The organism is Aeromonas sp. s9, from assembly GCF_040907765.1.
GTDB classification, from domain to species: domain Bacteria; phylum Pseudomonadota; class Gammaproteobacteria; order Enterobacterales; family Aeromonadaceae; genus Aeromonas; species Aeromonas caviae.
Genome location: NZ_JBFOCK010000097.1, coordinates 1 through 15,570, shown reverse-complemented (window position 1 = coordinate 15,570; position 15,570 = coordinate 1). Strand labels below are relative to the sequence as shown.

Here is a 15,570-nt window from a genome sequence, read left to right as displayed (position 1 = left end):
TCAAGCAATACATTCAAAACCAGCGGGGCTGACGCCCCGGCGAAATTCCCCTCCCACCTACGTCGGAGGGAGTCCCCTTTCGCATTTAAGATGGGCTGCTCATGCTGCTCGATGATCTCGTCCATCTCCTCCACCCCAAGAAAGCGCGGATAGATGATGACGCCATCGCAACGGGAATCGAGCAGATACTGGATGGCCTGGCGCTCCTCGTCGGCTCTGTGCTTGCCGTCCGCCAGTATGAGCTGGCGCCCGCGATCCTCGGTCATCCGCGCCACCTGGGAGAGCAGCTCGCCGAAGTAGACGCCGTGGTAGAGGGTGTTGGTGACCACCAGTCCCAGGGTCCGGGTGTGCCTGGTCGCCAGCTACCTCGCCACCAGGTTGGGGCGATAGCCGCACTCCTCGATGGCCTGCTGCACCCGGTCCCGGGTCTCCTGGCTGGTGTAACCATTGCCCGACAACACCCGGGAGACCGTCGCCTTCGACACCCCTGCCCGCCTTGCCACCTCCAGCATCGTCGTCATTGTGTTCTCCCTTGCTCGTAACGGGGCGCAGTGTACTGCACCGCCCCCGGCTTGTCGTCGCACGAATGGCGTGCAGGCCCGGGTTCAGTGATGCCATTCACGGATCCGGACGCTCGCTGCACAAGATGCTTGTCTCCCGCGCTCAGGCCGCGCACTCCATGTGGAACCGGTTCCACACTCAGTTTCATGCGCGTTCCCGCCCTTCGCGGCGGCGGGGGCGAGCAGGCCCACTTGGTTAAAAGGATCTACCTCGATGTCAAAAAACTATGCGGCTCTGGCCGGTACCGTCATCACCGCACTCGGCGGCGCCGACAACGTCGTCGCCGTGACCCACTGCATGACGCGGCTGCGCTTTGTGCTCGGCGATCCCGCCCGGGTCAATGGCCCTGCCCTCAAGGCCATCACGGGCGTGCTCGGGGTGGTGCAGGCGGACAACCAGTGTCAGGTGATCATCGGCAACACCGTCTCCCACGCCTATCGCGAAGTGCTGGCCCTGCTGCCCCAGGGCGGTGGGCAGACTCCGCTTCCGGAGGCTTCCGCTGGCTGGAGCCTGCGCCGCATGGGCGCCGCCATCCTCGACGCCCTGATCGGCACCATGTCCCCCCTCATCCCGGCCATCATCGGCGGCTCCATGCTCAAGCTGCTGGCCATGGTGCTGGAGATGACCGGCGTACTGGAGAAAGGCTCCTCGACCCTCACCATCCTCACGGTAGCCGGGGATGGGGCCTTCTTCTTCCTGCCCCTGATGGTGGCCGCCTCCGCCGCCGTCAAGTTCAAGACCAACATGTCCCTGGCCATCGCCATCGCCGGGGTGCTGGTGCACCCCAGCTTCATCGAGCTGATGGCCAGAGCCGCCGAAAGGGAGCAGGTGACCTTCGCCCTAGTCCCGGTGACCGCGGTCAAATACACCTACACCGTCATTCCGGCGCTGGTGATGACCTGGTGCCTCTCCTACATCGAGGGCTGGGTCGACCGCATCACCCCGGCGGTCACCAAGAACTTCCTCAAACCCATGCTGATCGTGCTGATCGCGGCCCCCCTCGCCATCCTCTTCATCGGCCCCGTCGGCATCTGGATTGGCACCGCCATCTCCGGCCTGGTCTACACGGTCCACGACTACCTGGGCTGGCTGTCGGTGGCCATCATGGGGGCGCTCTGGCCCCTGCTGGTGATGACCGGCATGCACCGCGTCTTCACCCCGACCATCATCCAGACCATCGCCGAGACCGGCAAGGAAGGCATGGTCATGCCCTCCGAAATCGGCGCCAATCTCTCTCTTGGCGGCTCGTCCCTGGCGGTGGCCTGGCGCACCCGAAACCCGGAACTGCGCCAGACGGCGCTCGCGGCGGCCGCCTCCGCCATCATGACGGGGATCTCCGAACCCGCGCTCTACGGTGTGGCCCTGCGCCTCAAGCGTCCGCTCATCGCGAGCCTCATCAGCGGCTTTGTCTGCGGTGCCGTCGCCGGCATGGCGGGGCTCGCCAGCCACTCCATGGCCGCCCCCGGGCTCTTTACCAGCGTGCAGTTCTTCGATCCGGCCAACCCCATGACCATCGCCTGGGTGTTCGGCGTGATGGCCCTCTCGGTGGTGCTCTCCTTCGTGCTGACCCTGGTTATGGGGTTCGAGGACATCCCGGTCGAGAGCCCGGCCCCCCGCGCCGAGCCCGTGCAACCCGTCGCCACCAGCCAGGCGCAGGCCGGGCTGTGACACCCCATTCAGACATGACAAGAGGTAACCAATGTCGTTAACAAGATTTCCCGAGGGCTTTCTCTGGGGCGGAGCCCTGGCCGCCAATCAGGCGGAGGGCGGCTATCTCGAGGGGGGCAAGGGGCTGACCACGGTGGACATGATCCCCCACGGCCCGCGCCGCATGGCGGTCAAACTGGGCCAGGAGAAGCGCATCACCCTGCAAGATGACGAGTTCTACCCAAGCCACGGGGCCATCGACTTCTATCACCGCTATCGGGAGGACATCGCCCTGATGGCCGAGATGGGCTTCACCGTGTTTCGCACCTCCATCGCCTGGGCCCGTCTCTACCCCAGGGGGGACGAGCGCGAGCCCAATGCCGAGGGCATCGCCTTCTACCGTGCGGTGTTCGAGGAGTGCAGAAAGTACAACATCGAGCCCCTGGTGACCCTGTGCCACTTCGATGTGCCCATGCACCTGGTGACCCAGTACGGCTCCTGGCGCAACCGCCAGATGGTGGAGTTTTTCACCCGCTACGCCCGCACCTGCTTCGAGCAGTTCGACGGCCTGGTGAAGTACTAGCTCACCTTCAACGAGATCAACATCCTGCTGCACAGCCCCTTCTCCGGGGCGGGGCTGGTGTTCGAGCAAGGGGAGCACCAGGATCAGGTGAAGTATCAGGTCGCCCACCACGAGCTGGTGGCCAGCGCCCTGGCGACCCGGATCGCCCACGAAGTGAACCCGGCCAACCAGGTGGGCTGCATGCTGGCGGGGGGCAACTTCTACCCCTACTCCTGCAAGCCCGCCGACGTCTGGACCGCCCTCCAGAAAGATCGGGAGAACCTCCTCTTCATCGACGTGCAGGCCAGGGGCGCCTATCCGGCCTATGCGCAGAGGGTGTTTCGTGACAAGGGGATCACTCTGGTGAAGGAGCCGGAAGATGACGAGATCCTCAGGCACACCGTGGATTTCGTCTCCTTCAGCTACTACGCCTCCCGCTGCGCCGCCGCCGACATGAATGCGGGCAACACCAGCGAGGCCAACGTGGTCAAGTCCCTGCGCAATCCCCACATCGAGGTGAGCGAGTGGGGCTGGGGCATCGATCCCCTGGGCCTTCGCATCACCCTCAACACCTTGCACGATCGCTACCAGAAGCCGCTCTTCCTGGTGGAAAACGGCCTGGGTGCAGTGGACGAAGTGAACGAGCAAGGGGAGATAGAGGACGACTACCGCATCGACTACCTGCGCGCCCACATCGAGGCCATGGGGGACGCCATCGAGGACGGCGTGCCCCTGATGGGGTACACCAGCTGGGGCTGCATCGATCTCGTCTCCGCCTCCACCGGCGAGATGAGCAAGCGCTATGGCTTCGTCCACGTGGACCGGGACGACGCCGGCCATGGCACCCTGGCCCGCCGGCGCAAGAAGTCGTTCTGGTGGTACAAGAAGGTGATCGCGAGCAACGGGGAGGATCTGGCCTGAGGCCCCCCTCAGTTTCGCCGCAAGGCGCATCCATGCAACAGGGGGGCCGAGGCCCCCCTGTTGTTCATCACGCTGGCAATCTGAAAACGTTTAACTGCCTTCGTTGAAGATCTCGAGGTTGCTGGTCCCTTCCTGCCACTCGCGCACGGCCTTGTTGTCGTCGCTGCGCAGGGCATTGAGGTGGTCCAGATAACCCTGATCCACGTCGGAGGTCACATAGTGGCCGTTGAAGACCGAGGTCTCGAAGTGGCGCAGCTCGGGGTTGATCTCCCGCACCGCCTCTTCCAGATCTTCCAGATCCTGGAAGATGAGGCCGTCGGCACCGATAAGCTTGCACACCTCTTCCACTTCACGGCCATGGGCAATGAGCTCGTTGGCGGTGGGCATGTCGATGCCGTAGACGTTGGGGAAGCGAATTTCCGGTGCGGCCGAGGCGAAGTAGACCTTGGCGGCCCCCGCTTCACGGGCCATCTGGATGATTTGCTCGGAGGTGGTGCCCCGCACGATGGAGTCGTCCACCAGCAACACCTTCATGCCCTTGAATTCGGAGCTGATGGCGTTGAGCTTGCGGCGCACCGACTTCTTGCGCTGGGTCTGGCCCGGCATGATGAAGGTACGGCCGATGTAGCGGTTCTTCACGAAGCCCTGACGGTACGGCAGGCCCAGGGTGTGGGCGATTTCCAGCGCCACGTCGCAGGAAGTCTCGGGGATGGGGATGACCACGTCCACGTCGAGATCGTCCCACTCCCGTGCGATCTTCTGGCCCAGCTTGCGACCCATGTTGAGGCGGGCGGCATAGACGGAGACCTTGTCGATGAAGGAGTCGGGACGGGCGAAGTAGACGTATTCGAAGATGCAGGGGTTCATCTGCGGGTTCTCCGCACACTGCTCGGAGAAGAGCTGGCCCTGCTCGGTGATGTAGATGGCCTCGCCCGGGGCGACGTCACGCACCGTCTCGAAGCCGATGGCGTCGAGGGCCACGCTCTCGGAGGCGAGCATGTACTCCACCTGCCCCTGCTCGTCGACCCGGCGACCCAGGATCAGCGGGCGAATGCCGTTCGGATCGCGAAAGCCGATGAGGCCGTGGCCGATCACCAGAGAGACCACGGCATAGGCGCCGCGGATCTGCTGGTGCACCTTGCACACCGCCGAGAAGATATCTTCCGGGCGCAGCGCCATCTTGTCGCACAAGTCCAGCTCGTGGGCCAGCACGTTCAACAGCACTTCGGAGTCCGAGGTGGTATTGATGTGGCGGCGGGCCACCTTGAACTGCTGCTCCTTGAGCTCCTTGGCGTTGGTGAGGTTGCCGTTGTGGGCCAGCACCATGCCGTAGGGGGAGTTCACGTAAAACGGCTGCGCCTCTGCCGCACTGGAGCTGCCTGCGGTGGGATAACGGACGTGTCCGATGCCGATATTCCCTTTCAGGCGCTGCATGTGGCGCACTTCAAACACATCCTTCACCAGACCGTTGGCCTTGCGTTGCCGGAAGTTTCCACTGTCAATGGTCACGATCCCGGCGGCATCCTGTCCCCTGTGCTGCAACACCGTCAAGGCGTCGTAGAGGGCCTGATTGACGGGGGTGGTGCCAACTATACCGACAATACCGCACATGTCTTTGCTACCTCGAAGTCACTGTACCTGTTGAAGAAAACTGGACGAGTTCATCATGAACCCGAAAAACCACTGGATCACCGGCTTGAACTCCGGCACCAGCCTGGACGCCACCCACCAGTCGCTCTGGGAGAGGCTGGTGAAGGTATCCATGAAAAACAGCAGGGCGCTGACGATCAGCACCCCGCGAATGGCGCCAAAACAGACCCCGAGCACCCTGTCGGTGCCGGAGAGCCCGGTCTTTTCCACCAGCAGGCCTACCACGTAGTTCACCACGCTCCCCAGGATCAGGGTCGCCACGAACAGGGCGGCGATGGCCAGACCGTTGCGAACCATGGCATCGGAGAAAGAGGTGAAATAGACGGCGAGATCAGGATAGAAATGGCTGGCAATGAAAAAGGCGACGAACCAGGTGACCAGAGACATGGCCTCCTTGAGAAAGCCGCGCACCAGGCTGATGAGGGCGGAGAAACCGACGATGCCGATGATGGCGTAATCAATCCAGACCATAGAAAAAGATGTCCTGCGAAATTGCGGCGCAGTCTAACAAAAACGATTGCGCAATGCTTGATAAAATTGTGTTACAGGCCCGAAGGGAGCTATCCCTTCCCCTTGCGGCGGGTTTCCCGGGCCCAGAATGCACAACGCCATGGCATGCCATGGCGTTGTCGTCTGCAACCAGCGCTTACCCGATGTGGGTCAGGCCGCCCATGTAGGATTGCAGCGCAGCCGGGATGGCGATGCGGCCATCTGCCTGCTGGTAGTTCTCGAGCACGGCCACCAGGGTACGACCCACCGCCAGACCGGAACCATTCAGGGTATGAATGAGCTGCGGCTTGCCGTCGATACGCACGCGAGCCTGCATGCGGCGCGCCTGGAAGTCGGTGCAGTTGGAGACGGAGGAGATCTCGCGATAGGTGTTCTGGGCCGGCAGCCACACTTCCAGATCGTAGGTCTTGGCAGCGCAGAAGCCCATGTCACCGGTGGAAAGCGCCATCACGCGATACGGCAGCTCCAGCAGTTGCAGCACCTTCTCGGCGTGACCCACCATCTCTTCCAGGGCATCCCAGGATTTTTCCGGGTGCACCAGTTGCACCATCTCGACCTTGTCGAACTGGTGCATGCGGATGAGGCCACGGGTATCACGACCGTAGGAGCCCGCTTCGGAGCGGAAGCAGGGGCTGTGGGCGGTCATCTTGATGGGCAGCTCCTGCTCGTCGAAGATCTCGTCACGGGCCATGTTGGTGAGCGGCACTTCGGAGGTCGGGATGAGGGAGAACTTGCGCACCTTGCCTTCGTCTTCCCCTTCCCCTTCGATGCCGGTATTGAAAAGATCCTGGGAGAACTTGGGCAGCTGGCCGGTGCCGTACAGGCTGTCCGGGTTGACCAGATAGGGCACGTAGCACTCGGTGTAGCCGTGCTGCAGGGTGTGCAGGTCCAGCATGAACTGGGCCAGGGCGCGGTGCAGACGGGCAATCTGGCCCTTCATCACCACGAAACGGGCGCCGGAGAGCTTGACGCCGTTCTTGAAGTCGACCCCCTTGGCCGCCTCACCCAGATCGATGTGATCGCGCACCGGGAAATCGAACTCACGCGGGGTACCCCAGCGGCGGACCTCCACGTTGTCGTTCTCGTCACGGCCCACCGGGGTGGTCTCGCTCGGCAGGTTGGGGATGGCGTCGGCGATCCCCTTGAGCTGGGCCAGCAGGGCCTCCAGCTCGACCTTGCTGGTCTCGAGCTCGTCGTTGATCTTGGTCACCTCGGCCTTGAGGGGGGCAACATCTTCACCACGACGGGCAGCCTCACCGATGGACTTGGAGCGGGCGTTGCGCTCGGCCTGCAGCTCCTGGGTGCGGGACTGCAGATCCTTGCGTTTCTCTTCCAGAACATTGACCGCCGCTACGTCCAGAACGTAGCCACGTGTCGCCAGACGAGCGGCAGCTTCGGTGATGTCGCTGCGCAGATATTTGGGATCCAGCATGGTTTACCTACTTTTTTAATGGGATCTGGGCCCGGGTCATCGTGACCGGGTTGGGAAACAGATCCGGAAGTTAACATCGGTTGGCGCACCCCTTTGCCTTCGGAATCGGGCCTTCGAAATCAAGAAGATGGTGCAAGGCCAAGACAACCGGGGTCAGACGGGCAGTGTAGCAGACCGCCCCCCCGCCCGAACAGGGACTATTGCGCCCGTTTTTTCCGGGCCCCCCTCCCCTGATAACCCTGCCGTGCGCTTTCCGGGCAAGGGGCTTGAAGGTCTTTCCTATCGCTTGCGCGGACTCTGCTTGTCCAGCTCATGCAGATAGTCGAGCTTCTGGGCTATCTGCTTCTCAAGCCCCCGCTCGGTGGGCTGATAGTACTGCTTGCCGGCAAGCTCCGGGGGGAAGTACTGCTCGCCGGCGGCATAGGCCCCCGGCTCGTCGTGGGCGTAGCGATACTCGGCGCCGTAGCCCAGCTCGCTCATGAGCTTGGTAGGGGCATTGCGAAGGTGCGGTGGCACCTCGAAGTCCGGCAGGTTCTTGGCGTCGTGAAGCGCCGCCTTCCAGGCGGTGTAGACCGCATTGCTCTTGGGGGCGCAGGCGAGGTAGACGATGGCCTGGGCGATGGCCCGCTCCCCTTCCGCCGGGCCGATGCGATGGAAGCAGTCCCAGGCCGAGAGCGCCACCTGCATGGCACGGGGATCGGCGTTGCCCACGTCTTCCGAGGCAATGGCCAGCAAGCGGCGGGCGATGTAAAGGGGATCGCAGCCGGCGCTCACCATGCGGGCATACCAGTAGAGGGCCGCATCCGGTGCCGAGCCGCGAATGGACTTGTGCACCGCCGAGATGAGGTCGTAGAAGTGATCGCCGCCCTTGTCGAAACGGGCCACGTGCTCCCCCACCACGGCGGCGAGCAGGGTACTGTCGATCACCCGCGCCCCTGAGCTGTCGGCCTCGGCCATGTCGGCCAGGAGCTCCAGATAGTTCAGAGACTTGCGCCCGTCCCCGTCCACCGCTTTCGCCAGCGCCTCCTTGGCCCCGGGGGCAAAGCGCAGGCTAGGGTCATTGAGGCCGCGCGGGTCCTGCATCGCCTGATCGATCATGGCGAGGATGTCCTGCTCCTCCAGCCTCTTGAGCAGATAGACCCGGGCCCGGGAGAGCAGCGCATTGTTGAGCTCGAACGAGGGGTTCTCGGTGGTGGCGCCGATGAAGGTGATGGTGCCGTCTTCGATGTGGGGCAGGAAGACATCCTGCTGGCTCTTGTTGAAGCGGTGGACTTCATCCACGAACAGGATGGTGCGCACCCCGCGCCACCCGTTCTCCTTCGCCTTGTCGAGGGCGGCGCGGATCTCCTTGATGCCGGAGGTGACCGCCGAGAGCCGCTCCACCTCCGCCTGGCAGTAGTGGGCAACCAGTTCTGCCAGCGTGGTCTTGCCGGTGCCGGGGGGGCCCCAGAGGATCATGGAGTGGCAGTGCCCCGCCAGGATCGCTTTTCGCAGGGGCGTGTCCGGCCCCAGGATATGCTGCTGGCCGATGTACTGCTCGAGGGTTTGCGGCCGCATCCGGGCCGCCAGCGGACGAAAGTCCGAGGAGAAATCCAGGGATAAATTGCTCATCTGCATTGACCTTGCATCTGACCGGTCATAAACAACGCCCGGTCAGACGATAACGCCGGTAACGGCTGGCTCATCAGCGCTGGTCGTCCAGCTCGACCCCCTTCGGGATCTTGAAGACAAATTCGTTGCCCTTGAGCACCGGCTTGCGGTTGAAGCTGCTCAGAGTGAACTCGCTCCACTGGCCCTGGGCTTCTTTCACATCGAAGCGACTGATGTTGTTCTGACGGTCGAAGGTGATGCGAAAGGAGGCGATCAACTCGTCCTTGTTGCGGCTGGTGACGGTGTAGACATCCCCTTCCTGGGTCACGTCATAGTTCTTCCAGAGGCTGTTGTCGTTGCCCGCGATGAGCACGAAGGGGGTGTTGAGCACCGCATCCTTCATCTTGAGGGCGGTGACCTGCTCAACGAAGGGATCGTACACCCACACATCCTTGCCATCGGCCACGATCAAACTCTCGTCCGGGGAGGTAGTGTGCCAGTTGAAGCGGTTGGGCCGCTGTACCAGCAGGGAACCGCTCGCCTTTTGCAGCTCCTTGCCCTTGCTGTCATAGACGGTCTGGGCAAACGTCGCGGAGAAGACATTGACGGAGGAGAGCTTCTCCTTGAGATCGCTGGCCGCATCGGCCCACACCTGGCTGCTGGCAACCAGCAGAATGGAACCCATCAACAGTTGTTTTTTCATCAGGCTCTTCATAGGGAGGTTCTCGATAAAAGGCCACGCCCGCAAAGGGCATGGCCAGAATGATACAGGAGTTAGGCTTAGTCACGAACCGGCGGCGGTGCCAGCACGTCGCGCTGGCCGTTGCCACCCGGGGCGCTGACGATGCCCTGGTTTTCCATCTGCTCGATGAGACGGGCCGCCCGGTTGTAACCGATCTTGAACTTGCGCTGGACGCTGGAGGTGGAGCCACGGCGGGATTCCACCACGAAGGCCACCGCCTCGTCGAACAGGGGATCGAGCTCTTCATCGCCGCCCCCGCCGAAGTCGCCACCGCCGCCCTCGCCGTCCGACTCGCCGGAGAGGATCTCGTCGATGTAATCCGGCTCGCCACGCAGTTTCCAGTCCGCCACCACCTTGTGTACCTCGTGGTCATCGACGAAGGCACCGTGGACACGGGTGGGGTTGGAGGTGCCGGCAGGCATGTAGAGCATGTCACCCATGCCGAGCAGGGATTCGGCGCCCCCCTGGTCCAGGATGGTGCGCGAATCGATCTTGCTCGACACCTGGAAGGAGATACGGGTCGGGATGTTGGCCTTGATGAGACCGGTAATGACATCCACCGACGGACGCTGGGTCGCGAGGATAAGGTGAATACCGGCCGCCCGTGCCTTCTGGGCGATACGGGCGATCAGCTCTTCCACCTTCTTGCCGACGATCATCATCATGTCGGCGAACTCGTCCACCACCACCACGATGTGAGGCAGTTTTTCCAGCTCCGGCGGCATCTGATCCATGGAGTCACCCGGACGCCACAGGGGGTCGACCAAGGGATCCCCCGCCTCGATGGCGGCCAACACCTTGTCGTTGTACCCCTTGAGGTTGCGCACCCCGACCGCGGACATCAGCTTGTAACGACGCTCCATCTCGCCTACGCACCAGCGCAGGGCGTTGGCGGCATCCTTCATGTCGGTGACCACCTCGGTCAGCAGATGCGGAATGCCTTCATAGACCGAGAGCTCCAGCATCTTGGGGTCGATCATGATGAAGCGCAGATCCTCGGGGGAGGATTTGTAGAGCATGGAGATGATCATGGTGTTCACCCCCACCGACTTGCCCGAGCCCGTGGTACCCGCCACCAGCAGGTGGGGCATCTTGGCGAGGTTCACCACCACGGGTTCCCCCGCGATGTCCTGACCCAGCCCCATGGTGAGCGGATTGCGACTGGCCGCGAACGCCTCGCAGTCGAGGGTTTCCCGCAGGTAGACGGTCTGGCGTACCCGGTTGGGCAGCTCGATCCCGACGAACGTCTTGCCCGGGATCACTTCCACCACCCGCACGCTGCTGGCAGAGAGAGAACGGGCGAGATCCCGGGAAAGATTGGTGATCTTGCTCGCCTTCATGCCCGGCGCCAGGTCCAGCTCGAAGCGGGTAATGACGGGACCGGGATAGACGCCCACCACCTTGGCCTGCACGTTGTAATCGGCGAGCTTCGCCTCCACCAGCCGGCCCATGCGCTCCAGCTCGTCCTTGCTCATCATCTGGGTCTTGGCGGGCGGCCTGTCCAACAGATCGATGCTCGGCAAAGGGGCCAGACCGGGCTGGGGACGGCGCTTGGCTTTCACCGGCGCAGCGGCAACGGGAGCATCGGGTTCGTCATCCCCCTCCGCCCAGGGCAAGTCGAGGTCATCTTCTTCCTGGCGCACGGCGGGACGCGGACGGCCATTGGCCACGCGCTTGCCCTTGGCGGCAGGCGCCGGAGCATCGTCCTCTTCGTCGTCAAACTGCGGATCGAACTGGAAGGTGTCTTCGTCAAGCTCCGGCAGCCATTCGTCAGCTTTTGTCTTTTGAGCGCGATTCTTCGCCTTGGGGTTGCGTGTCCAGCTGCCGTGGGGGTCTTCGTCATCCTCTTCCTGATCGAAGCTGCCCACGCCCCCTTCCAGCAGGGGATCCGGCCCCTCATAGCGGGGCTGGCGCCAGCCACCTGTGAGCCAGCGGCCCAGGGTGGTGGGGAAATGGTAGATGGCGCTGACAGAGCCGGTGCAGGCGGCACCGATGCGCTCGACAATGGTGAGCCAGGACCAGCCGGTAAAGAGGGTGATGCCGGTCGCCACGAAGCAGAGCAGCATCAGGTTGGCCCCCACGCCGCCAAACAGCGGCACCACGGCTGAGGCGATCACATCCCCCACCAGGCCGCCGGCGGAAAAGTTCTGCAAGTCGTTGAAGTTCATGCTGGCGATGGCGGACATGCCGAGCACCGTCAGTACGAAGCCGATGATCCGTACCGACAGGGTGAGGAAATCCACTTCCAGCAGCTTGCTCGGGCGCCAGAACAGGCTCCAGCCAAGCAGCACCACCAGAGGGGGCACCAGATAGGAGAAGGCCCCGAAGGTAAACATGGTGATGTCGGCGAGCCAGGCACCGGCGCTGCCCGCGAGGTTCTTCACCTCCCCTTGCCAGGAGGTTTGCGACCAGCCGGGATCGGCGGGATGGTAGGTCAGCAGCGCAAGCAAAAGATAGGCAGCCATCAGGGTGATGGCGATCAAGACGGCCTCGAAGATCCGTTGTGTACCTGATAAAGGAGTAAACAGCTTTTTATCGGCCAAACTCCGGCTCCTTTGTGAAAACATGAATGCGGGGATAGGGGGCCTAGTATCCCTGAAAAGCCCACCGATTGTCAGCCAGTGCCTGAGGGCGGGCCTGAAACTCTCTATAAGAAGAAACGAGCGGACCGGCCGCTCGTTTCTGACTATCGTGACTCGTCATGGAACTTGCAAGTCACAGCACAACCCCGCTTATCGGGTGCTGATCACCAGACGACTGCTCTGTTTGACCTCTTCCATCACCACGTAGGTGCGGGTGTCGTTGACGCCCGGCAGACGCAGCAGGGTTTCACCCAGCAGGCGACGGTAAGCGGACATGTCGCTGACGCGGGTCTTGAGCAGATAGTCGAAATCACCGGACACCAGATGACATTCCTGGATCTCTTCGAGCACCTGAACAGCCTTGTTGAACTGCTCGAACACATCGGGGGCGCCACGATTGAGGGTAATTTCCACGAACACCAGCAGAGACGCGTCCAGATAATGAGGGTTCAGAATGGCGGCATATCCTTCGATATACCCTTGTCGCTCCAGGCGACGAACCCGTTCCAGACACGGTGTGGGACTCAGGCCAACTCGTTTGGACAACTCAACGTTCGAAATCCTGCCATCCTTTTGCAGTTCATTCAGAATGTTGCGGTCAATCCTGTCCAAATCCTTTAGCCGACTCTTAGCTTCCATCATTTAATTCCATCCTTTGGCTATTTTTTGGTAAGAATCACCAGTCATTTTATAATAATGGTCACAAATCCTGTCAATACCTGAATATACTAGGCGCAAATGCCGCTTAACATCTAGGCAACATAAACCACCAATCGATAGACGAGGGATAGCATGATTATCGGTGTACCTAAGGAAATAAAAAACCATGAATATCGCGTAGGCATGGTTCCGGCCAGTGTACGTGAACTGACAGCACGAAACCATACTGTTTTCGTCCAAAGCGGCGCAGGAAATGGCATTGGGTTCAGTGACGCAGATTATCTGGCTGCCGGAGCCGAGATCCTGGCCTCCGCTGCCGAAGTTTTCGCCAAGGCGGAGATGATCGTCAAGGTCAAGGAACCCCAGGCAGTGGAACGGGCCATGCTGCGTCCCGGCCAGACCCTCTTTACCTATCTGCATCTGGCGCCGGACCTGGCCCAGACCCAGGATCTCATCGACAGTGGTGCCGTCTGCATCGCCTATGAAACCGTCACAGACGGTCGTGGCGGTCTGCCCCTGCTGGCCCCCATGTCGGAAGTGGCCGGACGCATGTCTATTCAGGCCGGAGCCCAGGCACTGGAGAAATCCCGTGGCGGCAGCGGCGTGCTGCTCGGCGGTGTGCCCGGTGTGGAACCGGCCAAGGTGGTGATCATCGGTGGTGGTGTGGTGGGCTCCAACGCAGCCCGCATGGCCGTCGGCCTGCGTGCCGACGTCACCATCCTCGACAACCACGTCGATACCCTGCGCCGTCTCGACAGCGAGTTCCAAGGGGCTGCCAAGGTGGTCTACTCCAACCGCGAGACCCTGGAGCGCCATCTGCTGGCGGCAGACCTGGTCATCGGCGGCGTGCTGGTGCCTGGCGCCACTGCGCCAAAACTTGTCAGCCGTGACCACATTGCTCGCATGAAACCCGGTGCGGCCATCGTGGACGTGGCCATCGATCAGGGCGGCTGTGTCGAGACCTCCCATGCCACCACCCATGAAGATCCCACCTTCATCGTCGACGAGGTGGTGCACTACTGCGTGGCCAACATGCCGGGTGCCGTGGCGCGGACCTCCACCGTGGCCCTGAACAACGCCACCCTCCCCTTCATCATCAAGCTGGCCGAACAGGGCTATCGCAACGCACTGCTCGCCGATCCCCACCTGTTGCACGGCCTGAACGTGATGGCGGGCAAAATCACCTGCAAGGAGGTTGCCGTGGCCCACAACCTGGCTTACACGGATCCCCTGACCCTGCTGAACTGATCGCGTCCCTGCAAAGGGAGGTAGATGAGTGAAAATCCGCCCGCGATGGGCGGTTTTTTTATGCCTGCCATCCCCGGCTCACCCCTCTTGTTGGCGATTACCCCAATCGATGCGCTGGCCTTTGACCACGGATCACGAATTACCTACAATCGCGCAAACTCATCACGTCTCGGAAATCACATCATGAGCCAAGTCACTCACAGCAAACTGCTGATCCTGGGATCCGGTCCGGCAGGTTACACTGCGGCCGTCTATGCCGCTCGCGCCAACCTCAATCCCCTGCTCATCACCGGCATGCAGCAAGGTGGTCAGCTGACCACCACCACCGAAGTGGAAAACTGGCCAGGGGACGCGGAAGGGCTGACCGGCCCGGCCCTGATGGAGCGCATGAAAGAGCATGCAGAGAAGTTCGATACCCGCATCCTCTTTGATCACATCAATGAAGTGACGCTGACCGAGCGTCCCTTCCGCCTCAAGGGCGACAACGGGGAATACACCTGCGATGCGCTGATCCTCGCCACCGGCGCCTCCGCCAAATACCTGGGTCTGCCCTCCGAAGAGGCTTTCAAGGGCCGCGGCGTCTCCGCCTGCGCCACCTGTGACGGCTTCTTCTACCGCAACCAGGAAGTGGCCGTGGTCGGTGGCGGCAACACCGCCGTGGAAGAGGCACTCTATCTGGCCAACATCGCCAGGAAGGTGCACCTCATCCATCGCCGCGACGAGTTCCGCGCCGAGAAGATCCTGATCAAGCGCCTCAACGACAAGGTCGAGAGCGGCAATATCGTCCTGCACACCCATCAGACCCTGGACGAAGTACTGGGTGATGACATGGGCGTCACCGGCGTGCGCCTGCGCAGCACCCGGGATGACACCACCTCCGAGCTGCCGCTGATGGGGGTCTTCATCGCCATCGGTCACCAGCCCAACACCCAGATCTTCGAAGGGCAGCTGGCGATGGAAAACGGCTATCTGAAAGTGCGTGGCGGACTGGAAGGGTTCGCCACCCAGACCAGCATCCCGGGCGTGTTCGCCGCCGGCGACGTGGCCGACCACGTCTACCGCCAGGCGATCACCTCCGCAGGAACCGGCTGCATGGCCGCCCTCGATGCAGAGCGATATCTGGACGCACAATAATCGGAAGGATATAAAGGGCATGCCAGTTGGCATGCCCTTTTTTATGGCTATGTCCCAATTACGTGTTGCATGGGGCGCCCCAGCGCCTCATGCAAGCAACGTGGTACATTCACTTCCCGCCCGTAGCGCTCCAACATCCTTCGCCAACCCAGATAATTTCTCAGATAGTGGGTCGCTACCCCATGGAACCGCTCCATCCACTCTTTCAACCGACGGTGATATCCGTTTACATGCTGGATATGGTACGCGCCAACCACACGCTCGCCTTGGCGATTGCGCACGACCTGATGGGTCACTCCCTGCGCTTTGCTGAAACTGGCATACACCCCGG

General features: G+C 62.1%; 11 protein-coding genes and 3 pseudogenes. 4 read left to right on the top strand and 10 right to left on the bottom strand.

Annotated elements, in window-relative coordinates; genetic code table 11:
• Window positions 1-329, bottom strand: a pseudogene (locus AB5Y54_RS18775) (hypothetical protein); the annotation flags it as partial.
• Between the two features lie 33 nt (window positions 330-362).
• Window positions 363-584 (bottom strand): helix-turn-helix transcriptional regulator, encoded by a 222-nt coding sequence (locus AB5Y54_RS18770; protein WP_323580214.1) that lies wholly within the window; start codon window positions 582-584, stop codon window positions 363-365.
• 190 nt (window positions 585-774) lie between these two features.
• Here AB5Y54_RS18770 and ascF point away from each other — a divergent pair, with 190 nt between their 5' ends.
• Both ascF and AB5Y54_RS18760 read left to right on the top strand, forming a co-directional pair.
• Entirely contained in the window at window positions 775-2,229 is a 1,455-nt protein-coding gene (ascF, locus tag AB5Y54_RS18765; protein WP_052815252.1) for a PTS cellobiose/arbutin/salicin transporter subunit IIBC, read from the top strand.
• Window positions 2,230-2,260: 31 nt separating this feature from the next.
• A pseudogene (locus AB5Y54_RS18760) lies at window positions 2,261-3,691 on the top strand (6-phospho-beta-glucosidase).
• A gap of 90 nt (window positions 3,692-3,781) precedes the next feature.
• Here AB5Y54_RS18760 and purF read toward each other — a convergent pair.
• The 7 genes from purF to lrp form a co-directional block, all read right to left on the bottom strand.
• Window positions 3,782-5,302 (bottom strand): amidophosphoribosyltransferase, encoded by a 1,521-nt coding sequence (purF, locus tag AB5Y54_RS18755; RefSeq protein ID WP_109113069.1) that lies wholly within the window; start codon window positions 5,300-5,302, stop codon window positions 3,782-3,784.
• 18 nt (window positions 5,303-5,320) lie between these two features.
• Window positions 5,321-5,812: a CvpA family protein gene (locus AB5Y54_RS18750; RefSeq protein ID WP_010674522.1), complete on the bottom strand. Its 492-nt coding sequence runs from the start codon at window positions 5,810-5,812 to the stop codon at window positions 5,321-5,323.
• A 175-nt stretch (window positions 5,813-5,987) separates the two neighbouring features.
• A complete protein-coding gene (gene serS, locus AB5Y54_RS18745; protein WP_039039009.1) occupies window positions 5,988-7,283 on the bottom strand; it encodes a serine--tRNA ligase in 1,296 nt (431 codons plus the stop codon).
• A gap of 279 nt (window positions 7,284-7,562) precedes the next feature.
• Entirely contained in the window at window positions 7,563-8,900 is a 1,338-nt protein-coding gene (locus tag AB5Y54_RS18740) for a replication-associated recombination protein A (RefSeq protein WP_109112966.1), read from the bottom strand.
• Window positions 8,901-8,967: 67 nt separating this feature from the next.
• Window positions 8,968-9,576 carry an outer membrane lipoprotein chaperone LolA gene (gene lolA / locus AB5Y54_RS18735; RefSeq protein ID WP_039039163.1) on the bottom strand — a complete coding sequence of 203 codons (609 nt, stop codon included), beginning with the start codon at window positions 9,574-9,576 and terminating at the stop codon, window positions 8,968-8,970.
• A 77-nt stretch (window positions 9,577-9,653) separates the two neighbouring features.
• Window positions 9,654-12,158, bottom strand: coding sequence for a DNA translocase FtsK (locus AB5Y54_RS18730; protein ID WP_119197693.1), 2,505 nt, complete (start codon window positions 12,156-12,158; stop codon window positions 9,654-9,656).
• Between the two features lie 189 nt (window positions 12,159-12,347).
• Window positions 12,348-12,839 (bottom strand): leucine-responsive transcriptional regulator Lrp, encoded by a 492-nt coding sequence (gene lrp, locus AB5Y54_RS18725; RefSeq protein WP_005300047.1) that lies wholly within the window; start codon window positions 12,837-12,839, stop codon window positions 12,348-12,350.
• A 150-nt stretch (window positions 12,840-12,989) separates the two neighbouring features.
• On the opposite strand from lrp, the gene ald reads away from it, so the two are divergent.
• Window positions 12,990-14,105, top strand: coding sequence for an alanine dehydrogenase (gene ald, locus AB5Y54_RS18720; RefSeq protein WP_109112968.1), 1,116 nt, complete (start codon window positions 12,990-12,992; stop codon window positions 14,103-14,105).
• 183 nt (window positions 14,106-14,288) lie between these two features.
• The gene (gene trxB / locus AB5Y54_RS18715) at window positions 14,289-15,239 is read left to right on the top strand and encodes a thioredoxin-disulfide reductase (protein ID WP_109112969.1); all 951 of its coding nucleotides are present in this window, start codon (window positions 14,289-14,291) and stop codon (window positions 15,237-15,239) included.
• Between the two features lie 47 nt (window positions 15,240-15,286).
• On the opposite strand, the pseudogene AB5Y54_RS18710 reads toward trxB, so the two are convergent.
• Window positions 15,287-15,570, bottom strand: a pseudogene (locus tag AB5Y54_RS18710) (IS1595 family transposase); the annotation flags it as partial.